The sequence below is a fragment of the Streptomyces sp. NPDC001315 genome, assembly GCF_042896175.1.
In the GTDB taxonomy this organism is placed as follows: Bacteria; Actinomycetota; Actinomycetes; order Streptomycetales; family Streptomycetaceae; genus Streptomyces.
On record NZ_JBIAWZ010000016.1, the window covers coordinates 127502 to 151561 of the forward strand.

Sequence of the window (24060 nt, forward strand, 5' to 3'; positions counted from 1 at the left end):
CACGTGTGTTGACGGCGTAGGTTTCCTGTCCCCCGCGAAAGCGCGGCGGTCTCCACATTACGATGGAGTGATACGTGTGAACCAACCACCCCTGCGCACCCTGCGTCACGGGTAGTTCGACTGTACGGAGGGTACACATGCCACGGCCGGAGGACTGGAGTGCGCTGGGGATGCACGGCGACCCCACACCTGGCGATCCGGACGCCCTGGCGGGCCTCCAGTCAGCTCTGCACGACACCGAGGAGCTGGGCAACGAGCTCACCAGTGGTCTGAACCGCGTCCTCGACAAGACGGGCTCGGGCAACGGGTTCGTCGGCAAGGCCGCGGAGGCGCTGCGCGAGAAGATCGACGGGCACCTCAAGCAGTTCATCGACGCCATCGGCCAGTCCTTCGGTCACGCGGCGGACGCGACCTCGGTCTACAAGTCCGCGGTCGCGGAGGCCCAGGCGAAGACGGAACACGCGCTGAACGCCGCTCAGGGACTGTCGAAGGACGACCCGCAGCTGGCCGGCCTCAAGGACCAGGCACATGCCGCCCAGGACGACTACAACGACGCCGTCAGGACGTACCAGCACAGACTCACGGAAGCCGAGCACATGATCCGCCAGCCGATCAGCGGCTGGCAGCTGTTCCTCAAGGCCATAGGCATCCTGGAGATCATCCTGGCCATCGTGGGCGCGATCTTCGGTGGCTGGATCGGCCTGCTCGCCTTCGGCCTCGGCATGGTCGTGTTCATCGGCACGCTGGTCGAGTTCGCCGAGGGCAAGGCGGGCATCCTGGACGTGGTGCTCGCCTTCGTCGGCATCCTCTTTCCCTCCACCAAGGGCATCAACATCGGCGCGCTGGCCAAGGGCGTGTTCAACGCGCTGAAGAACCTGCCCAAGTCGCTCTCCGCAGGTGTGACCAAGCTGGGCGGCACCCTGGGCCACTTCCTCACCAGCGGCATCACCATCAAGAGCATCTACAGCGGGGTGACGGCGCTGCCCGGGCTGGTCCTGCGCGGACTGAGCGGCATCGCCAACCTGGCCATGAAGGGCGTCAAGATCACCGCCGCCGGTCTGAAGATGCTCGCCAACACCTTCCGTACCGACTTCCAGGTCGCCACCGCCGGCATCAGCACCACGCTCGGAAAGGTGGCCGTCTACCCCATCAGCTTCGGCGGACGCTTCCTGCTCGGCGCCGTGCTGCCGGTGGACTTCTTCGAACTCGGTGTCGGCTTCAAGGGCGCCTTCAAGATGGGCTTCGGCACCCGCCTGGTGACCCCGACCGCCCACCTCTCGCAGTCGGTCCTCAGCGGCGGCCTGCACGTCGGCGCGCTGACCGGCGGACACGGCGGCCTCACCGGGCTGCCGACCGGCGCCTCCTTCAACGGCCTCGGCAACGGCGGCCTGCAGGGCCTCAACCCCGGTGGGCTCCACGGCCTCAACACCGGGATCGATGCCCAGCTGGGCGGCCTGCACGGCCTCAACCTCGGGACCGACATCGGCGGCATGAACAGCGGCCTCACGTCCCTGCACTCGCTGAACGGGGGCACCCAACTCGACTCCGTGGGCACCGTGATGGCGAACGCCGGCGGTCTGGACGCCATCGACCACCTGGCCGCCTTCGACCACGCCACCGGCTTCCAGCGCACCGCCGCCGGACTGCTGGAGCCGCTGCCCACCCACCTGAGCGGGACGAACCTCGCCGGGGGCGGCCTCTCGGAGTTCGGCTCCAGCGGTCTGCACGCCCTGCGAGGCGACCTGACGCCCGCCGGCACCGGCCTGTCCGCGTCGTTCAGCGACGCCATGTCCTCGGTGCGTGTCGCCACCGGCCACGTCGAGGACTTCCACACGCTGGGCATCCCCGAGCTGCGCAGCATCGTGGACGGCGACATCTCCGCCATCAAGATGACGCATGACGGCATCAGCCTGCAGATCGGCGCCCAGGAGGGCACTCCGACCACGCTGCACATGGACTACCGCGGCTCGGGCCTCACCAACGGCGAGGGCAAGCAGGTCATCGTCGCCCCCGAGGTGCACGAGGCCCTCGGCACGGCCGACATCATGGCGGCCCACGGCGCCGGCAACGGCCTCCAGACGCCCCCTCCCGCGGCCACAGCCGGCCACGTCACGACGGACGTCAAGACGGGGGCGGCCGCAACGACCCCTGCCACGGCCGACGTCAAGGCGGGGTCGGTGGGCACGGCGTCCGTGACCGCGGACGTCAAGACCGGCGCGCTCGGGGCCCATTCCCCGGCGACGGACATCAAGGCGGCGGCGGTCGACGTCAAGACGGGTGCGGCCGGTACGGCTCCGGTCACCGTCGAGGCCAAGGCGGGTGCGGCGGTCGCGTCGCCCGCCGTCGAGGTCAAGACGGGTTCCGTCGGTACGTCTTCGGTCACCACTGACGTGAAGACGGGTTCCGTGGGTACGTCTTCGGTCACCACGGACGTGAAGACGGGTTCCGTCGGTACGTCTTCGGTCACCACTGACGTGAAGACAGGTTCCGCGGGCATGTCCTCGGTCACCGCCGACGTCAAGACCGGCTCGGCGGGCGCCGGGTCCACCGGTGGGGTCAAGACCGGCAGCACGACCGGGCAGTCCGTCGGCGGCGGCATCAAGAAGGCCGTGCGCGACCTCGACGACCTCTCCGGTGGTACCAGGAGTCTGAACTCCCCGGAGCGGCTGGCCGAAGGACCCGATACCTCCTCGGTCACCGCGCAGGGTGACCACCTCGGTGTGTCGGCCCGCGAGGACCTCGACCTCCTCGGCCGGCGCGAGGGCACCGGCGACACCGCCGGCGCCGCTGCCACGACGCACGTCAAGACGGGGCCCGACGCACACCTGACCGGTGTCGAACGCGCGCTGGACGACGGCTCGGGCGCGGTCATGCTCGGCGAGCACGTCGCCCTCCGCCCGACCCCGACCCCGGTCCCGAAGCCGCGCCCGAACGCGGCCGGTGGCAAGCCTGGGCCGCTGAGCAGGTTCGAGGCGGTCAGCGGTGGCGTCACCGGCAAGACCGGCAAGGAGCGACTGGCCGCCTGGGACGAATACGAGGTGGCGAGCGCCAAGCTCGCCGGCGCCAGGCGCGAACTCGACCTCACGGGCGGGCAGCTCGGCCGGCCGTCCGAGAACGTCGACCAGGCCGCCGCGAAGCTCGACGTACAGCAGGCCGAGGTCGCCCTGGACATCGCCGAGGGCAAGATGTCACGGCTCGGTATGGACGCCAAGACCATCGAGGGCCACCTCGACGCCCTGGGCATCCCCGGACCGCGGCCGAGCCGGGCCCTGGACGCGCCCAGCACGCACGGCTCCGGATCGGTCGCCAAGGCCGGCGACGACGTCCGGCCGGCGCATGTCGCCGAGACGTCGTCGCACAACCTGACGTCGCAGGGTGTGAAGGAACACTCCGTGACGCCCGACACCGCCGGGCACGGCACGGGCCCGAAGTCGCACGAGCCGCCGTCGGTGGGGCGTGCCGTCGAGGCGCTGGACGACGAGTTCGAGGTTCCGGCGTCGGTGGGTGTGGACCTGGGGTCGCACACGTCGTGGAAGGCGGCGCGGGACGGCGCTGTCGCGAGGCCGGTGTGGGGCCGGGACTGGCCGGATCCGGTGTCGCATCCCGGTCGTGCGGAGCCGTTCTCGGGTCCGATCCGCAGCAACGCGCACGCACCGCGGTATGTGGTCCGGGCCGGGTTCGACGTGCGGACGTTCCGTGTGGACGGGCATGCGGTGTCGGATCTCACGGTGCGGGTGAATCTGTCGGCTGCCGGCAGGCCCGCGGCCGAGGTGGACAAGCTGTGGGAGCGCGCCTTGTCGGGCGTGGGGGATGTGTTCAACCGTCCGGGTTATCTGCTTCCGGACGGGAGCGTGCTGCATGTGACCTTGGAGCGCGTCGATGGTGTGGCGGGCGCTCATCTGACGGTCAAGGCCGGTGAGATGGGGTCCGGGGCGAATCAGTACCTGTGGCCGCTGGACGCGTCGGAGACGGACCTGGCGCATGAGATCGGCCATCAGCTGGGACTGAAGGACGAGTACCGGGCTGCGGACGCCGGCCACCGCCCGGACAAGGTGGGCACCCTGATGGGTGACTACCTCGACGGTCTCACCGGTGGCGGTATGCGCGGGGTGTATCTCCACACCATCCAGGGGCATCTGAGCGACCTTGCCGCTGCCGAGCACGCGTTCACCACGCATGTCTCCCTGAAGCCCTTCGACGGGGTTGCGCCCCCTGGGCCTGGGGCCAAGAACAAGAAGGCCAAGGCCGGCAAGGTCCCGCAGCCGCTCACGGGCGCCGAGCTGACGACCAAGCTCACGGATCCCGACAGGTTCGGTGCCGGCGGCGATTTCAAGAACGTTCACGACCACTACGAGTTCAAGCCGGTGGCCCAGTACAACGGCGCGGGGAAGGGGGCGCTGAAGCCGGGTGAGGACATCCGGTTCGTCGCCACCGTTCCCGCGGGGCTCAGCGACAAGAAGAACTTCTTGCTCGATCTGGCCAAGAAGTACGGCGAGTCGCTCGGCGCCAAGTCGGGCTGGGACGAGCGTCTCGGTCTCGTCATCGGTCTGAACGGGCGGGCGGGGTCGGAGGGGAAGATCCTCGCCAAGATCGAGGAGTTCGCCGAGAAGTGGGAGACCGAGGGGACGTTCTCCGTCTCCGTCACGGGCTTCACCTGGCGCCAGCCCGATCCGAAGAAGATCACTCCTGGTTCCGGCGAGCAGAAGGAAGTGCCGTACGGGGCGATCCGTGAGGCGATCATCCGTGACGACCTCACCCGGGACATGATCAGCAAGCTCAAGCCGGTCGAGGGAACCGGCGGGCAGCTCTACCTGCACATCGGGGACGCCGACGTGCAGCAGTTGGTCGTGGACGGCAAGCCCCTCTTCGAGCGGGCCGCCGGCGTCATCGACGATCTGAAGTTCACGCACGACAACGCCGTTCACTATCCCGAGGCTGTCAGCGGCGGATACAAGTTGCCCGCCGGAAAGACAGACAAGAGCCTGGCCGGGATGAAGGCCGCTGATCTCGACCTCGCAGTGCGTGACGGCATGGGAAAGATCGACGCCAAAGCCGTCTATTTCCCCGAGCCCAACACGTTCGTCCGTCTCGAAACCAGTGAATTCAAAGGGCTCGAGGACGCCATTCACTTCGGCGCGATCGAAAAGAGCAAGGCGGGCGGAAAGAACCACAACGCCTTCAAGTTCGAGGCGCAGGAGGGCCAGCACCTCCTGGACAACCTCATCGGTCAGCGGAAGGTGGCGAAAGCGGATGTGTGGAGCGCCCATCCCACCAAGATCGTCCATTTCGATTCGAAGCTGGCCCTGGTCACTGACGGTGGCCGCATCGCGGACAAGGTGACGACCGATGTGAAGACCTTCACATCCGGGCTCACTCAGAGTCATGCGCACCCGAATACCTGGACCAAGCAGATCGAGCACTACCTGGCGGTACACCATTCCCATCTGGACGATCCCAGGGGAATGCTGGACATGTTGTCCAAGGTGGCGTTCCACGACATCACCATGGATGGTTCCCTGCTCAAGAAGATCGGCGGGAACCAACTGCTCAAGGCGCTCCTGTCCCCTGACGAGATCAAGGTGCTGCAGGGGAACAAGCAGTTGGCCGGGCTCGCGATCAACACGCGCAATGCGTTGGTCGACGAGATCAACAAGATCAATGGGCATGTTACGGGCGGTGTCGCTCCGGCGGCTCCCACCGGAGCGTTGCACGGAGCGGATGCGTCGGCTCATGTCCAGGGGGTGGCGCCCAACGCACCGGGTCGTGGGGCCCGCCGTGCGAATGCGGCGGTGCCGGCTCCGCAGCCGGTGGTGGTGCACGGCGAGCTGACGGAGTTGAAGGACGTCACGCGTTTCACGCCGGAGTTCCGTTCGTATGCGCAGCATTACGAGTTGAAGCCGGTGGCGCAGTACGACGGTGCGGTGAAGGGGTCGTTGAAGCCGGGTGAGGAGATCCGGTTCATCGCCACGGTCGCCGCGTCCGTCGACGAGGTCAAGAACGTCACGAAGACCTCTGTCGGCCGGGCAGCCGAGAACAAGTTGTTCGATCTGGCGAAGAAGTACGAGCAGGCGTTGGGTGCCGATTCCGGTCGGGGAGAGCGGCTGGGGCTCGTCATCGGTGTGAACGGTCGTCCGGGTACCGAGGGTGACATTCTCAAGGCGATCCGGGAGTTCCGCCAGAAGTGGGACCAGGAGGGCACGTTCTCGGTGTCCGTGACGGGGTTCACGTGGCATCAGCCTGATCCGGCGCTGCGTGCGGCGGGTACGCAGAAGGAGATTCCGTACGGGGCGATCCGTGAGGCGATCGTCCGTGACGATCTGACGCGCGACATGATCGGGAAGGTCGCCGGTTCCGACGGCGCGGTGTATGTGCACCTGGGTGACTTCGACGTCCAGAGGATGACGGTCGGCGACAAGCCGCTCTTCGACAATGCCACCAAGGTCATCCACGACATGGCGGTGACCAAGGTGTCGCGGACCGGGCAGGAGCGCGTGCTGCTTCCCGAGGTCGTCAGCGGTGGTTACAAGCTTGAGGACAGCGCCGCGGCGACGAAGGCAGCCGACCTCGACCTGGCCGTGCGCGACGCGATGAGCGGGGTGGACTCCCGCGCCGTGTACTTCCCTGAGCCCAACACGTTCGTCCGGATCGACGCCACGGACTGGGGGCGGCTCGAGGACCATGTCCACTTCGGCCTCAAGCAGGGGGACAAGTGGCAGTTCGAGGCCCAGGAGGGCAAGCACCTCCTCAAGAACGTCATCGACGCGCGCAAGGACGGGTGGGGCACGGACGTGTCCAAGATGGTCCGGTTCTCGTCCGATCTCGCGCTGGTCACGCACGGCGGACGTATCGCCAGGGACCTGAAGGGCGATCTCAAGTCGCTCATGGGAGGCCTGACCCAGAGTCACGCGGACAAGAAGGTCTGGACCGATCAGGTCACGGATTACCTGAACACGTATCACAAGGGCCTGCTCGCGACGAATCCGGATGCCGCACGGCAGTTGGCCGACCTCGCTTTTCACGACATCCACCCGACCGACCATTCGAAGCTCGTCTCCATGAAGGTGACGGAACTCGGCGAGAAGAACGCGAAGCAGTGGAAGGGGCTACGCAAGGGGATCCCCGACGACGACACATTCCGTGATCTGGTCAAGATGGCTTTCCATACCCGTGAATCTCTGGTCACCGAGATCAACAAGATCAACGGACATGTCGCGGTCGACGTCACCACGGACGCTTCCTCCGCGGTGTCGCACGGAGCGGGTTCGTCGGCCCACGGGATGCCGACGCGGGGCCATGCGGTGGCGCCCAACGCACCGAGTCGTGGGGCCGGCCATGCGAATGCGGCGGTGCCGGCTCCGCAGCCGGTGGTGGTGCACGGCGAGCTGACGGAGTTGAAGGACGTCACGCGTTTCACGCCGGAGTTCCGTTCGTATGCGGAGCACTACTCGTTCAAGCCGGTGGCGCAGTACGACGGTGCGGTGAAGGGGTCGTTGAAGCCGGGTGAGGAGATCCGGTTCATCGCCACGGTCCCTGCCACGCCCGGTGGCAAGGACAAGTTGTTCAACCTGGCGAAGAAGTACGAGCAGGCGTTCGGCGCCGATTCCGGTCGTTCGGAGCGGCTGGGGCTCGTCATCGGTGTGAACGGTCGTCCGGGTACCGAGGGTGACATCCTGAAGGCGATCCGGGAGTTCCGCCAGAAGTGGGACCAGGAGGGCACATTCTCGGTGTCCGTGACGGGGTTCACGTGGCATCAGCCTGATCCGGCGTTGCGTGCGGCGGGTACGCAGAAGGAGATTCCGTACGGGGCGATCCGTGAGGCGATCGTCCGTGACGATCTGACGCGCGAGATGGTCGAGAAGGTCGCGGGGTCGGACGGGCAGGTCTACCTGCACCTCGGTGACGACGACGTCAAGAACATGATGGTCGGTGGCAGGCCGCTTTTCGACAGTGCCACCACGGCCATCCATGAAATGAGGGTCACGTCGGACGCGGCTGGGGGGCAGACCCTGTTCCCCGAGGTCGTCAGTGGCGGTTACAAGCTTCAGGACAGTGTCGCGGCGACGAAGGCAGCCGACCTGGACCTCGCGGTGCGGGACGCAATGAGCAAGATCGACTCCCGTGCTGTCTATTTCCCCGAACCCAACACGTTCCTCCGCCTCGACACCGAGATCTACGAAGGACTTGAGGACCAGATCCACTTCGGCCTCAAGCAGGGGAACAAGTGGCAGTTCGAGGCCCAGGAGGGGAAGCATCTCCTCGGCAACGTCATGGACGCGCGTAAGGACGTGTGGGACACGGATGTGTCCAAGATGGTCCGGTTCAGGTCCGATCTCGCCCTGGTCACCGACGGTGGGCGCATTGCCAAGGACCTGAAGAGCGATCTCAAGTCGCTCATGGGGGGTCTGACCCAGAGTCACGCGGACAAGAAGGTCTGGAGGGACCAGGTCGAGCAGTACCTCCAACTGCACCATGGGGACATCCTCCGCAGGAACCCGCAGACCGCGCACCAGTTGGCGGACATCGCTTTCCACAAAATCCAGACCGACGGTGCAAAGCTCGAATCCATGTCGGTGAAGGACATCATCGGCAAGGACCTGGCCAAGTGGAATGAACTGCGTGACGGAGTGGGCTCCAAGGAGACATTCCGTGATCTGGTCAACATGGCCCTCGGTACCCGCGAGGTCTTGGTCACCGAGATCAACAAGATCAACAAGTTCGCCGAGGAGGCCCTCGCTCCGCCGGCTCCCACCGCCGTGTCGAAGGTGACGGTGGAAGAGCAGCAACTCGATGTTCTGGCCACGACGGGTGTGGATCTGGGCTCGCACGTGTCGTGGAAGGCGGCGCGGGACGGTGCCGTGCCGAAGACGCTGAAGGGCCGGGACTGGGTGGACCTGGTGTCGCACCCGGGCCAGGCGAACCCGTTTTCCGGTCCGATCCGCAGCCATGCGGACATCCCGCGTTATGTGGTCCAGGCGGGATTCGACGTGCGGACGTTCCGCGTCGACGGGCATGCGGTGTCGGATCTGACGGTGCGGGTGCATCTGTCTGCCGGCGGCAGGCCGACGGCAGAGGTGGACGCGCTGTGGGAACGGGCGTTGTCCGGTGTGGGGGATGTCTTCAACCGCCCGGGTTACGTGCTTCCGGACGGGAGCGTGCTCCATGTGACGTTGGAGCGCACGGGCGTTTCGCAGAGCGCGCATCTGAAGGTCACGGTCGGTGAGCTGGGGGCCGGAGCCAATCAGCGTCTGTGGCCGTTGGACGCGTCACAGACGGATCTGGCGCATGAGATCGGTCATCAGCTGGGATTGCGGGACGAGTATCGGGCCGCTGACGCGGGCCATCGTCCGGACAACACGGGCAGCCTGATGGGTGACTACACCGACGGTCTCACCGGCGGTGGTATGCGCGATCGGTATCTGCGTCTCTTCCAGCAGCACCTGGACAGCCTTGTCGACGTCGACCACGCGCTCGCCACGTATGTTCCTCTGAAGGCATTCGACGGGGTGGCGCCCCCTGGGCCGCCCAAGAACAAGAACAAGAACAAGGCTCCGGTACCGCAACCGGATCCCTGGACCACGCATGGCGATCCCGGGCGTTTCGGCACCAACTCCGATTTCAAGCAGGCCTACGAGTATTACGACTTCAAGCCGGTGGCTCAGTACGACGGCACCGCGAAGGGGGCTCTGAAGCCGGGTGAGGACATCCGGTTCGTCGCCACCGTTCCCGCGGGGCTCAGCGACAAGAAGAACTTCTTGCTCGATCTGGCCAAGAAGTACGGCGAGTCATTCGGGGCCAAGTCGGGCTGGGACGAGCGTCTGGGTCTCGTCATCGGTCTGAACGGGCGGGCGGGGACGGAGAGCAAGATCCTCGCCAAGATCCAGGAGTTCGCCGAGAAGTGGGAGACAGAGGGGACGTTCTCCGTCTCGGTGACCGGCTTCACCTGGCACCAGCCCGATCCCAAGAAGGTCACCGTGGGACAGGGCGAGCAGAAGGAGGTGCCGTACGGGGCGATCCGTGAGGCGATCATCCGTGACGACCTCACCCGGGACATGATCGGCAAGCTCAAGCCGGTCGAGGAAGCGCACGGGCAGCTGTATCTGCACATCGGGGACGCGGATGTCCAGGACTTCGTCGTGCACGGCAAGCCGCTCTTCGATCGGGCGGTCACGTCCATCGAGGGGGCGAAGTTCGAGCTCAAGAGCGATGGTTCGGTCCATTACCCGGAAGCGGTCAGCGGTGGCTACAAGCTGCCCGCCGGAAAGACAGAGAAGAGCCTGGCCGGGATGAAGGCCGCGGATCTCGATCTGTCGGTGCGCAAGGCCATGGCCACAGTCGATTCCCGGGCCATCTATTTCCCCGAGCCGAACACGTTCATCCGCGTCGACACAGCTGCATTCGACACCCTTGACGACGGAATCCACTTCGGCGCGGTCGACAAGATCAAGGTCGGCGGCAAGAACCACAACGCCTTCTCCTTCGAGGCACAGGAGGGCCAGCACCTCCTGGACAATCTCATCAAGTCCCGGCAGACGTCGAGCAAGGCGTGGACCGAGAATCCGTCCAAGATGGTCAGGTTCGACCCCGGACTGGCGCTGGTCACCGACGGCGGGCGGATCGCCGACAAGATGTCCGCCGATCCGAAGACGCTGATGTCCGGCCTCACGCAGAGCCATGCGCACCCGGGCACCTGGAAGAAGCAGATGGAGCACTACCTGACAGTGCACCACCCGGGCGTGGCGGACCAGAACGGAATGCTGGACATCCTGTCGAAGATGGCGTTCCACCAGATCGTCTCCGACGGCACCCAGCTGACCAGGATGAACGCTGCCGAGCTGGTGAACAAGGCGCTGTCCTCGGCCGAGGTCAAACTGCTGAAGCCCCATCCGGAACTGGGCCGGTTCGCGGTCCGCACCCGCACCGCCCTGGTCGACCACCTCAACGCACTGAACGGCTTCGGCCACGGGGTCGCCCCGTCCGCTCCCACCGCCGCCCCGAAGGCCGGCGCGCACCTGTCGGACTCCGCCCCGGCGGCCGGGCACGAGCCCAGGCCGCATGCCGGCGACGAGTCCGCCGGGTCACTGCCCGATGACGCCGCCCACGGTCCGGGTCAGGGGCCGCGCGACGAGGCGCACGAGCTGTCCCCGGTCGACACCGGTGCGCCGAAGCCGGCCGGCCCGTCTCGTTCGGCCGACACGGTGACCGTCTCGCTCGACGTGGATGCCGCCCGGGTCACGCGGAGCGAGAGCGCCCACGGAGCTGTGAACGACCCCTCGGCCGTTCACGGCGGAAATTCGCAGGCGGGTGACGGCGGTAAGTCGCTGAAGGGGAAGAAGGCGCCGAAGGAGAAGAAGGCGCCGAAGGACAGTCTGTCGAAGGAGCAGCGGGGCGCGCAGTTCGCTCCGAAGAGTGCTCCCGACCCGCGGTTGCGGCAGTTGCTCACTCAGAACGGGTATGCGACTGGGGACCAGTTCGGTGTGGCGGCCGCTCTGCACAACGATCCGAAGCTCCATGTGCTGTTGATCCGCAATGCCCGGGACAACCGCGATCGCAGCACGGACATCCGCGATTTCTATCTGGCCAGTGGTATCGATCCGAGCCGGGTTCTGGTCAAGGACTTGGTGGAGGGGCAGCAGACCAAGGACCTGAAGATGGAGCAGTGGCAGGAGATCAATGCCGATGTGCTGCCGACGGTCGATGCCGACAAGATGCCCCGTAGGAAGGACTTCGACAACCATCTGATTCTTCCGGTGGGTGCCGCGACGACGTTCGTCGGAAAGCACTTCAGTCCTGAACTGCGCGAGACTCTGCGTGCCGCGTGGAAACTCGATGACGGTCATTTCACGCCCGAGTTGCAGCAGGCGGTCGGCTCCTGGCTGAACGAGCGGGGCGTGCCCGACGTGGCCGGACGCGACGTAGTCGTCCTGTGGACCCGGTTCAGCGGCAAGCGCGGAGAGATCCACGTCGAGCACGACACCAGCCACACCGGCGTGGCGCAGATACTGGACGCCCTGCACCAGCGCACCACGGACCGTCCGCAGCGCCCCCTCGTCATCCTGGCCGGAGACGCCTCCGCCTACTCCGGCCGCCCGGGCAAGTTCCCCGCCATGGCGAAGCAGTTCCGGGACGCGGGCCTTGAGGTGCATGACCTCACCGCGTTCTGGAAGCAGCCCAAGGGGCTCGACAGGTGGGGCGGCAACACCCGCATCGGCCAGATGAGGCTGTTCGAGTACCTGAACCGGGCGAGCGACGGTCATCTCAGGCATCTCGGCTTCCGCAGCGGCAATCTCGAAGCGATGGCTCTCTCCGGTCACCAGGTTCGTTACCTGGAGGAAGCCGGCAGCAACGGCGGCGAGCGCATGGCCAAATGGCACGCGGTCAACGGGTCCACACGGACCGCCGCCGACGGACTCGCCCCCGGCTACGAGCGCATCATCATCGAGCGCCCGCCCACTCGTTCCGGCCAGATGGTCCTCGAAGTGAAGGCCGAGAAACTCAAGAAGGAGGAGCTGTACAAGGGGAAGCAGATTCCCGACGACGTCAAGGCGGACATCAAGGACCTCACCGACAAGTTCGAGCACCCGAGCTGGGTGCCCGGCGGCGACCGCCCGTATGTCAGGAACATCAAGGAAGTCAAAGACCATCACATCAAGGGCTTCGACCTGCGAGACGTGACCAAGGTCGTCGACTACCTCACCGCACCTCACTCCGTGGAGGTCCCGGGAACCGGACACCACGTCCCGTCCTCGGGTCACACGGACGCACCGGCGGCGGACCACTCGGTCGCGCCGGAGTCGTCCGGTCCGGAGCACGGCAGCCTTTCCGACGACGCCGTCCGCGAGGTGCCCGACGTCCCGGACCCGCTGCCCGCCGCGAGCGCGCAGCCGTCCGGCGTCGGAGGTAAGGCCCCGGACACCCCTCCCTCGCCGCAACCGGCCGCCGAGTCGGCGCCGCAGGCTCCTGTCCGCATGACGGCCAACGGACAGATCGGCGGAGCCGACCGCGTCCTGCCCTCCCAGGAGACCACCACCACCGTCACACGGGACCTCGTCGCGCACTTCGAGGGTGTCCTCACCCCGGACCAGCGCGACACGCTCCGCGCCGACCTGCAGACACAGCTCAGCAGGGAGGTCTGGCCGTCGCTGTCGGCCATGACCCGCGGTGAACCGCGCACCCTCACGATGGACGTGGCCGGCTTCAGCGGTGACATCACCGTCCGGGCCAAAGTGACGAAGGCGGAGACGGACGGTGCCTTCAAGAGCCTGGAGTTCGAGGACGGCAGCGAGTCCCTGGTCCGTGACGGCTTCCAGCGCGAGACGCGTTCCGTCGTCACCGCCGGTGTGCTCGTGAAGGGCAAGGCCGCCGCATACACCGACCTGACGGGATACCTGTCCTCGAACTGGTCCCGCTCCGAAGCGCACCGCATGGTCTCCAGCGGCCGGTTGTTCAGCCGTACCAAGACCCCCGAGCCGGCGCTGAAGCTCGACGTCGAGGTCCGGTTGGAGTTCGACTTCTCCGCGGTCCGCGGCACCTTCGGCAAGCACCTGCCCCTGGGCACCGTCGACGGCGGACGCGTGAGCCGGGTCGAGGTGCCGGCGAAGGTGCCCGTGGCCTCCGCCGAGGCAGACGTCCGCCCGCCGTCCGGGATGCAGCACTACCTGCCGCCGGCCCGCATCGAGCAGACCCTCGCGCTGGGCGGCATGGACACCGTCCGTGACCTGTTCCTCGTCAACGCCGACGGCGAACGGGTCTCCGGCACCCTGCACAAGGCCCTCCTCGGCAGCCTCGACGACCCCGACTCGCTGGAGTCCTACGGCAAGCGCGCCTTCGGCGACGGCTGGCCCAGAGTCCGGGAACTGGTCCTCGACCGCCTCGGCTCCCTGGACTCCCTGCAGTACCGGCTCAAGGGCATGACGGCCGGCCAGACGCTGGAGATCGACCTGGGCCCGGACGCGGGAAGCCTGCTGGTGAACGCCGAGATCTCGTCGATGAAGCACCTGCGCAACACCGAGAAGACGGAGTTCAACACCGGCTCGGACGTCACCCGGGTCTACACCCACACGAAGAGCTCCGAGCACGGTGTCCGGGCGACGATGAACGTGCAGAGCGCCGACCTGCACGCCGGACCTACCACGGTCACCGGCGTCGGCCAGGGCGAGTTCGAACGCGAGGGCGCCGTGATCGGACAGCAGGCGGTCCGGACCGGTACCGCGGTCAAGATGAAGGTCCCCGGCGCCGTCTTCGACGGCGTGACCACGCTCTCCTTCGTCCACCGCGCCGATCCCCTCGGCGCCGCGACAGCGCCGGTCCCGGGCGCACAGGTGGCGGCGCACAGTGCCGTACTGGACGCCGCCCGGGACGCCACGTCGGCGGCGCACGACGCCACACCCACCACAGGCCACGGCACGACAGTGGTGGCGGGTGCCGACAGCGCGCATGTGGCCACGACGACCCCGCACGGCGCCTCGCCGGACGCGCCGGGCGGGACGGTCCGCCCCGTACGCGGCGGACGGGCCCAACTCGGCTTCCAGGTCCTGGTGGACGCCGCGGACGCCCGTCCGGTCTCCGAGCCGGGCTCCTTCTCCGCGGCCACCCGGCCCCAGGGACCGCGCCGGACCGAGGCCCCCGCCCTGCGGGAGGGCGACCACGCCTGGCAGCCCTCGGCCGCGGTCTGGCACGACGGACTGCCGTCCCGCACGGTCGTCATCGACGTCCTCGCCGGTGAGGAACGCGCCGTAGGCGCACCGCAGCTGCCCCGGCTGAACGATCTCGTGGACGGCATCGGTCGCGACTACTTCGGCCCCGACTGGGCCGACGCACGCCCGGCCGCGCAGGACATGGCCACCCGTGAGCAACTCGCGGCGACGCTGCCCCAGATGACCCGGGGCACCACCGCCCGCAGCGCCCCGCTACCCATGCCGCTGCGCTCCAATGCCCAGTTCGCCCTGAACGGGCGACTGGAGTCGCTGGAGTTCGTGCGGACCCTGGACGCAGCCGAGATCAACCTGCTCAGTGACGTCGCGGACGAGCTCGGCGGCCGACTGGGATCGGGCTTCGGGCACGGACAGCTGGCGCAGGGCGGCATACAGCCAGAGCTCGCCGGCGACTTCACGCTCGCCTTGCACGCTCCCGGTGGCGGCACAGCGCACCGGTACCGCAGCGGCAACGGCGTGTCGGGCGGCCAGAGCAGCGTGGCCGGCGCCAAGTACCCCGAGCCGATGGCGCTGTACATCGCCACGGCCGGCATCGACGCCCACGTCGGACGCGTCGGGGAGACGGCGGCGCACGGCGGAAGCACCGACGTCCGCTTCGTCGTCGCGATCCCCAAGAGCCACACCCAGCGCTACGAGGTCACGAAGGAGGCCGCGGGCACGCAGACCTTCCACCGCCCGGCCTCCGTCACGGAACCCGCGCCGACGCCCGCCACGACCGCCGCCCGGACGGACCTCACCGTCCAGCCTCCGCTGCGGGTGACCGGTTCCGGACGGATCGGCAACGGCGACGTCGTGGTCGAACTGCCCGGCGACGTCGTGGTCAAGGAGCTGAAGCAGCAGCTCTCCGGCACCTTCGGAGAGCGCTGGGACCAGGTCGAGGGCGAGGTGAGCCGGTTCTTCGACTCGATCGCCCTGCAGCCCAGGACCGCCGGACTCACCGGCGGCGACACCTGGGGCGGCACCTTCCGCGCCGGTCCGGTGACCGCGGACATCCACATCACCGCGGCCGACGCCAAGATGACCGAGCACGTGAGGGTCGAGGAGAACTTCGAGTTCGAACAGGGCACGGAGTCCGTCACCGCGGCCGCCGTACAGAAGGACACGCACGTCCGGCGCACCCTGTGGGAGCGTGCCGGGTTCAAGACCCCGCACGTCTCCTTCACTCTCGGCCACGTGCACCACAAGGAGTCCGTCGACGGGCACAGCGTCGACGTCCGCGGTGGCGTCGTGTCCAAGAACAAGACCGTCGAACCGGCCGCCCTGTTCAAGGGCCAGGTGACCTACACCGTTCAGGTCAAGGTCTCCCACGCGCTGCCGGGCCGCGGCGGCGAGCGGACGTTCACCGTCACCGGTGACGGACAGTTCGCCTTCCCGGTCCGTGATCTGCCCGCCGACCCCGCGACCGGCGCGGCCCACCAGGTCGACCAGCACTACCGGGTGCCCGAACGCATCGCCCGGTCGCTGCGCCTGGGCGCCGAGGACATCGTGCTCGACACCCGCCCCGCGCGTGCGGACGCGGCCGGTGGCGCGCCTGCCGCCGACCTGGTGGAGGACGTCCTGCGCCAGCTGGACCCGAGCGGGCCGAAGGTGTTCGGCTCCGTCGCCGACTGGCAGGTGGCGCGGGCGAAGCTGATGGAGCGTCTGCCCGCGTCCGAGTTCCAGCGCCGGCTGAGGTCGATGATGTCCGGCCAGCCCTGGGTGATCCGGGTCAACGGCCGAGAGCTGGCCATCAGCGCGAGCGTCAAGGAGATGAACCACACCGCCAACACCAAGGCGACCGAGTTCAACTCGGCGACTGTGGACATCGCGGGAGGCAGCCGTACGGAACCAGGCCTTTCGGGTCCGCAGATCACCTCCGACGGAACCAACGTGACCGTCGTCGGCACCTCCGACCCGATCGGCGCCTCGCCTGCCGAGGTGTTCGGCGGCGGCACCCTCGCCCACACCGTCCAGGTCGAGCACCTCGCCGACTCCTCCTCCGGCATCCGCTCCGCCGTCGGGACCAAGACCAAGGTCCCCGGCAGCGTCTTCGAAGGCGTGGCCCGGCTGCACTTCGAGTTCCGCGACCGCTGGCGGCCGTTCGGACGGGCGGTCGACACCCGTGTGTCGAAGGACGCCGTCAAGGCGCAGACCGTCTTCGACGAACTGCGCGACAAGATCGCCGACCTCGACCAGCAGGTCAAGGCACTGGAGACCGTCCGGCCCGGAGACGTCCCCGAGACGTCCGGTGCGGGCGTCGCGACGCGCGACCCGCAGGCCGGCGCCGGTGACGAGGTCCGCGCGGGCGACCCGGCGGCCGGTCCGGCGGGCGGTTCGACAGGCGTTCCGAAGAGCGAAGTCGACATGCTGAAGGACGAGCTCGCGGCGGCGAAGGCCGACTTCGAGGCGCACCTCGTCAAGCAGAGCGCGGACATCAAGACGGCGCTCGACACCCGGCGCACCGGCCGCGGCCCGCTCGCCTTCTCCTCGATGACCAAGCGGACCTTCGGCGTGCGGGTGCGCCGTGTCGGCGAGGCCGAGATCGGCTTCCAGGCCCTGCTGCCGAGCGCCGACGCGGTCAAGGTCTCCCGTGCCGAGGACGCACTCTTCAAAGCGCCCGAGCCGGGCGTCGGACGACCGCAGCCACCGAAGCACCCCGGCCAGGAGCCCCAGAGGGTCGAGATGCCCAAGCCGCCGGAGTCGCTGCTGACCGACGGCATGTCGGGCGGGCATCTCGTCCGCGACCTGCCCGACGTCCAGTCGCTGCGCGGCCTGCTCGACAGCGAGGGCGGCAGGGCGTTCGGCAGCGCCTGGTCGGACGCGACCCGGGCCGGGACGCCGCGGAGCGAACGGGTCATGGGCGAGTTCACCAAGGACCGTCTGATGGCCGAGCTTCCGCAACTGACCCGCGGCGGCGAGCTGAAGAGCGAGACGTTCCGGGTGAACGGCCGTGAGGCGTGGGTGTCGGCCAAGGCGGAGATCGTCGGCCTGACGCACGTGCGCCCCGAACCCAAGGCCGAAGTGGCCCTGGCGGGCGAGAGGTTCTCCCTGTTCACCCGACGAGGCCAGCACTCGCGGCAGTTCTTCCTGCTGGGCCAGGTCGGCGCGGTCACCAGTGCCCTGGAGAACAAGCTGGGAGCGGCCCTGACATTCGGCGGCGGCTTGCGACGACGGACCCGCGGCGACCAGGTCACGGGCGGTCGTACCTTCACCAACGCCAAGATCCCGACGCCGCTCGAACACTACGACGGCCACGTCAAGTTCACCTTTACGTTCCACCACGGCGGCACGGACACCGAGGTCTCGGGCGTCGTCCTGGCCGGCGTATCGGTGCCCTCGTCGGAGATCACCGAACACGTCGTGGTCAAGCAGGGCCATGTCTTCACCAGGCCGGAGATCCCCGACCACGAGCCCACCACCACCCCGGGCACCGGCCAGGCGGTCGACCCGGCGGATGCCACCCCGGACGTGCCCGAGCGGCTCGGGTCCGAGGGCCCCGTACCGAGCGCGTCGACGGGACCGGACCGGTCCTTGCCGGAGGCGTCCGCCAACGGCGTGCGGCTGTCGACGCTTCTCGAGGTACCGGAGCCGGCCGAGGAGACCGTCACACACGGCGTACCGCACATGTCGTCGACGGACCTGACGACGCCGAAGGGCACCTCCGCCCACCAGAATCCGCCCGCGGAGACGTCCGCCCACACGTCCGTACGCGAGGAGGCGTCCGCCCACACGTCCGTACGCGAGGAGGCGTCCGTACCCACGTCCCTGCACGAGGGCTCGTCCGTACAAACGTCCTCGCACGAGGAAGCGCCCGCACCCGCGCCCGCCCACGAGGAAGCGCTCACACCCCCGCCCGCCCACGAGGACGCACCCGCGCACGCCGAGCCGTCCCCGCACCCCGGCGCCCATGCCGCCGACGCCCACACCTCCGCCGGCACACCTCACACCGACGCCCCCCGCGCCGACAAGGGCAAGGGCCGTGCCGAGGCCGCGGTGGACGAGGACGAGGCGATCGAGGCCGGGGCGGCGCTCACCGAGGCGCGGCGTCTGCGGGCGGAGGCCGAGCGCGTCCGGAGCCTGATGGACGGTCGGCGGACCGGGGGCGTCGGCGGTGCCGCCGACGGCGACGGTACCCGGCTCGCCCACGCCGACGAGCAGCTCGAAGCGGCGAGAGCCGCCGAGACCCTGGCCGAGGCCCACTGGTCCGAGGTGACGCACGGCAGGCCGCTTCCGTTCGCGGTCAAGCGCGAGGGACCAATACCCGGCCTCGGCGGCGGTGCGCCGCACTGGTCGCGGCCGTCGAAGAGCGGCCGGGGCAGCGCCTCCGCGAGTGCCGCGCCGCCCGCCCCCGAGGGCACCGTGGTCTCCGTGGACCACATTCCGTCGGCCAGCCACGTCGTCTTCGACACCGAGGACGGGGAGGGCTACGCGCTGGTCCCCAGCGGCCCGGACCTGATGGTGGCGCGCTGGGTGAGTGACCCGGCATCCGCCCACGGCCGGCCCGCGGACCCGGCCACCGGCCAGAAGGCGTACGAGGGGGACATCGCCGTACAGCAGGAGCTGTTGGCCAAAGCGCTGACGGCCGCCGAGGACACGCCCCAGTTGAAGAAGGTGCTCCAGCGGCAGCTGATGTCCTTCGAGGAGGACGTCCGGCTGTTGCGGATCCTGGAGGACCGCAAGGCGCTGCGGAATCTGGAGCCCGCACAACTGGTGGCGGTGGTGCTCGCCGAACGGCGGGCTCTGCGCACGCTGTCGGCGGACCGGGACAGGCTGACCGCCAACCTGCTCGGGGGCAAGCGCGACTGGCGCTGGGCCCGCGCCTATCCGTTCGACGAGCAGAACGTCGACCGGTTCATCCAGCGAGTGCAGCGGCATCTGCTGGAGGACCTCTCGCTGACGGTCAACGTGGACCTCGGCGCACGGGTGGGCGACGGAACGCTGCTGGACTCGATGACCAGGGACGAGCGGCTGCTGCGCAACGTGTGGGAGGTCGTCCCCGGCTACACGCGCTACTTCGAGCGACGTGGCGCCGCCGAGGAGACGATGGGCTACCCCGCGAGCGTCAAGCGGACCACGCACGCCTCCGGGATCTATCGCCCCGAGCCCGGTCCGGACGCATGGGACGAGTCGTTCGCACCGACCCCCGCGGACCGGGCGGACCTGCCGAACTACGCGGCGCTCACCTCGACGTACCGGCCGCGTGGCCTGGAAGGCTACGGAAAGGCGGTCTTCCACCTCAGACACGACCTGATGCAGCGGGCCACGTTCACACCCTTGGACAGTTTCTTCCCGGGGCGCCAGGGCGCCCGGAGCATCACCGGCTCGGGCAACATGCTGCCGCTGCTGAACCACGGCTCCCAACCCCTGGTCCGGCTCGCCTTCGCCGAGGCGACCGACTTCCGGTACGACGAGGAGCTGCGGCTGCTGCGGGACGCCGGGGATCTGGAGAGCCAACTCGTCGGGTTCTTCGAGGCCCAGCTCCATGGCGGGGTGAGCTGGAAGGACGTGGAGCGGGTCGTGCTCGTACAGGAGGGCGGTACGCCGGCGCACCAGCAGAAGCTCCAGCTCGAACGGTTCGCCCACGCCGAGGGACTCGGGTTCACCGTGGAGATACTCGAACCCGGGGCGGTCAGGACGGCCGCCCTGCCGTCCGGGGCACCCGTGGGGGATGACACACTTGTGTCAGCGCACACCGGCGGGACCGAGCCGGTCGACGTGTTCGCGGCACACACCTCACCGGCGGAGTCGACGGCTGTCCGGGGTATGGTCGAGGACGGAACACATGTGACTGTCGAGGAGGGGACCGTGCCGGTCAGGACACCTGAGCCGCCCGAGCTGACCCACCCGACCCCTGCCGAGGCATTCGATGCCGTCCGACAGCGGTTCCCGGACCCCCTCGTCCGCACCGGACGCTGGACGATGTGGGGCCACGACGGGGACACACCTCACACGTCCGCCTACGCGATCGAGAACGGCGCGCTCGGCCTGCGGGGTGTCTTCGTGCCCCCTGCCGCGGACGGGCACCTCGGAGCCTGGCACTGGCATCTGCCCGGTGAGACCCGGCCGGTGGCCGTCACGCCCCTGACGCTGCCGACGTCGTCGACGCCGAACGGCGCCACCGCGACGCCTTGGCGGATCGCCGCCGACTCGGCCGACCACATCGCCTCGGCACTGGAGGGCACGCCCTGGAGCGCCGGTCTGCACTGGCGCGCCGACGACGAGGAGTTGTACGTCTTCGGCCCCGCGGGACCGGAGCGTCCCGCCGCGGTCTTCGCCGACGGCCTGCGCCCCGGGGGCGCCACGCTGGTCCACGTGGCGGCACACGTGAGCGACGACGGTGTCCCCGACAGCGTCTGGCTGACCGCCACCCGGAAGATCGGCTGGCTGCGTGAGCGGGCCGCCGCCGGGAACGCGGCCGCGATCGACCTGCTGGACCACTACGGCTGGCGGTACGACGTCGCCGCCCCTGGCGGAGTCGACGTCAACGACACACTCGACCTCGCCGGCCCGCACCCCGAGCGCGCCGAGGTGCTCTACCCGGGCGGAGTGGACAGCCGGTACATCCGCGGCGCACAGCGCCTGGAAGGAGGCCGCCCGGTCGGCCCCTACCTGACCAACCCCGGGTTCGTCGAGCCCGGCGCCGACCGCACACCCACAGAGGGAACCGAGAAATGAGCCCCGCCATCCATCACGTACGGCCGAACGCGCGCCGCGGCGCGTTCCGTACCATCGCCGACGCGGTGCGAGCGGCGGACAACGAGGACGAGATCCGGATCGCGGCCGGCGAGTACCGCGAGCGGCTGCTGATCGACCGGGCGGTGACCCTCGTCGCCGAGGAGGGACCCGGCACGGTACGGCTCACAGCTGTCGCCCCGGGTCTGCCGGCGCTGGAGGTGTCCGCCTCCGCGACGCTCAACGGCGTCACCGTGTCGGGCGCGGACCCGTCCCGGCCGCTGGTGCTGGTGACGGCGGGCACCACCGAGCTCCTGGACTGCGACATCGCCGGGGGCCGGGTGGAGGCCGTGCGGTCGGCCTCGCTGCGCGTCACCCGCAGCGTGATCCGGGAGGCCGCGCTGGCCGGCGTGCACGCCGACACCACCGGCACGGTGTGGCTGACCGGAGCGCTCGTCACGAACGTCGAGGGCACCGGCGTCGTCGTGTCCGGCGCGGCGACCGCGCACCTCACGGACTCGACGGTGCGCTCGGTCAGCGGCTCCGGCGTCCGGGTCCGCGGCGAGGCCACGGCCGTGATCCAGCGCTGCGCCGTCGACGGACCGGGCCGCAACGGCCTGCTCGTGGAGGAGCGGGCGGCCGTGGTGCTGGACGAGTGCCGGCTCAAGGACGCCGCCGCCGAGGCCGTACGGGTGCTGGGCTCCTCCCCGCGCGCGGAGGACGACGAGAGCGGCGGCGTGCGCATCACCGGTGGCGAGGTGACAGGCGCCGGTGCCGCCGGGATCCTCGCCGCCGGCACGGGGGACGTCCTGGTGTCGACGTGTTCCGTCCGCGACAGCGGCGCTGCCGGCGTATCGGTCGACGGCAGCGCGCGGCTGGAACTGGTCGACTGCCGGATCAACGACTCGCACGCCTCCGGAGTGGTCGTGCGCGGCTCCGCCACGGCGGTCGTCACCGACACCACCGTGCGCGGCGCGGAGGGCAACGGCATCCTGGTCGCAGAACGGGCCGAGGTCCGTGTCACCGACACCACCGTGCGGGAATCGGCCTACAGCGCCGTCCATGTGGCCGGTGAGGCGAAGGCCCGGCTCATCTCCGTACGGGTGGAGGACACTCCGGAGCACGGTATCGGCGTCACCGACCGTGCCCAACTGACGTCGGAGGACTGTCGGGTGACCGGCTGCGGGCTTTCGGGGCTGCATCTGGACGGGTATGCGGCGGCCACGGTGGACGGCATGACCGTGCGGCGCAGCCGTAACGGCGTCACCGCCCAGTCGCGGGGCGAGACCAGGGTTCAGGGCGTCCGGATCGTCGCCGTCGAGCGCGCGGGAATCACCTGCGGCCCCGACACGTCCGCGGAGTTCACCGACTGCCGGATCAGCGGCGCGGGCACGGCCGGTGTCGTCGTGGCAGAGAAAGCGACGCCGACACTGCGCGACTGCGCGGTGTCCGACACCGCGGGCTCGGGGCTGGTGGTGGCCCGGGAGGGCGATCCCACGGTGGTGCGCAGCACCGTCAAGGGCACCGGGAAGAACGGCCTGTTCGTCGGCGAGGGCGGCAAAGGCCGGTACGAGGACTGCGTCCTGTCGGCCACCGAGTACCCGGCCGTCCACGTCGCCGGCGAGGCGCGGCCGGTGCTGCGCAACCTGCTGGTGACGGAGACCGACGAAGATCTCAGCGTGGACGAGGGCGCCGAGCCCGACGTGGAGGGCTGCGCCTCACGGGACGTCAAGAACGCGGTGTGGCCCGCCCCCGGTACGTCCACGTCCGCGTCCCCCGTCGCCGCGCAGACCGCGGTCGCGGGCCCGCAGCGGGCGGCCGACACCACGGCGAAGGGAGACGCCGAGTCCGGCGACGGCGAGGAGGAGGTGCCCCAGGAAAGCCTGGAGGACCTGCTCGCGGAACTGGGCCTCCTCGTCGGGCTGGAGCGGGTCAAGCACGACGTCTCCTCGCTGGTGAAGCTCATGCAGATGGTGCGGCGCCGTGAGGAGGCGGGACTGGCGGCGCCCCCGCTCAGCCGGCACCTGGTCTTCGCCGGCAACCCCGGCACCGGCAAGACGACGGTGGCCCGGCTCTACGGCCGTATCCTCGCGGCCGTCGGCCTGCTCGCCCGCGGACACCTCGTCGAGGCGGACCGCTCCGCGCTGGTCGGCGAGTACGTCGGCCACACCGGGCCGAAGACCCAGCGGGTCTTCGAGGAGGCCATGGGCGGCGTGCTGTTCATCGACGAGGCCTACTCGCTGACCCCGGCCGCCGGCTCCAACGACTTCGGCCACGAGGCCATCGCCACCCTGGTGAAGCTGATGGAGGACCACCGTGACTCGGTGGTGGTCATCGTCGCCGGCTACCCGGACGAGATGGAGCACTTCATCGACTCCAACCCCGGCCTGGCCTCCCGCTTCAGCCGCACCCTGCTCTTCGAGGACTACGACACCCCGGAGCTGGTGAACATCGTCGAGCACCACGCCGAGCGCCACCAGTACCGGTTGACGGACCCCGCCCGCGAGGCGCTCACCGCGTACTTCGAGGCGACGCCCCGCGGCGAGCGGTTCGGCAACGGCCGTACCGCCCGTCAGACCTTCCAGGCCATGACCGAACGCCAGGCGTACCGGGTGGCGGAGATGGCGGCTCCGTGCGAGACCGACCTGATCACTCTGCGCCCGCAGGACCTTCCCGAATGGCCCTGATACGCCGGCTC

At 69.1% G+C, this 24060-nt stretch carries 2 protein-coding genes; both read left to right on the forward strand.

Translation table 11 applies throughout. The annotated features are described in order from the left end of the window. Positions 1-137: 137 nt before the first annotated feature. On the forward strand, positions 138-21365 hold the full coding sequence (locus ACFY16_RS32385) for a hypothetical protein (protein WP_390650769.1): 21228 nt from the start codon (positions 138-140) through the stop codon (positions 21363-21365). After that, on the forward strand, positions 21362-24049 hold the full coding sequence (locus tag ACFY16_RS32390) for a right-handed parallel beta-helix repeat-containing protein (protein ID WP_390650770.1): 2688 nt from the start codon (positions 21362-21364) through the stop codon (positions 24047-24049). Before ACFY16_RS32385 ends, ACFY16_RS32390 begins: the two co-directional genes overlap by 4 nt. Positions 24050-24060 lie beyond the last annotated feature (11 nt).

Excerpts from the sequence above, each read along its gene's own strand:
- ACFY16_RS32385 (WP_390650769.1), top strand. The coding sequence starts at position 138 with ATGCCACGGCCGGAGGACTGGAGTGCGCTGGGGATGCACGGCGACCCC.
- ACFY16_RS32390 (WP_390650770.1), top strand. The coding sequence starts at position 21,362 with ATGAGCCCCGCCATCCATCACGTACGGCCGAACGCGCGCCGCGGCGCG.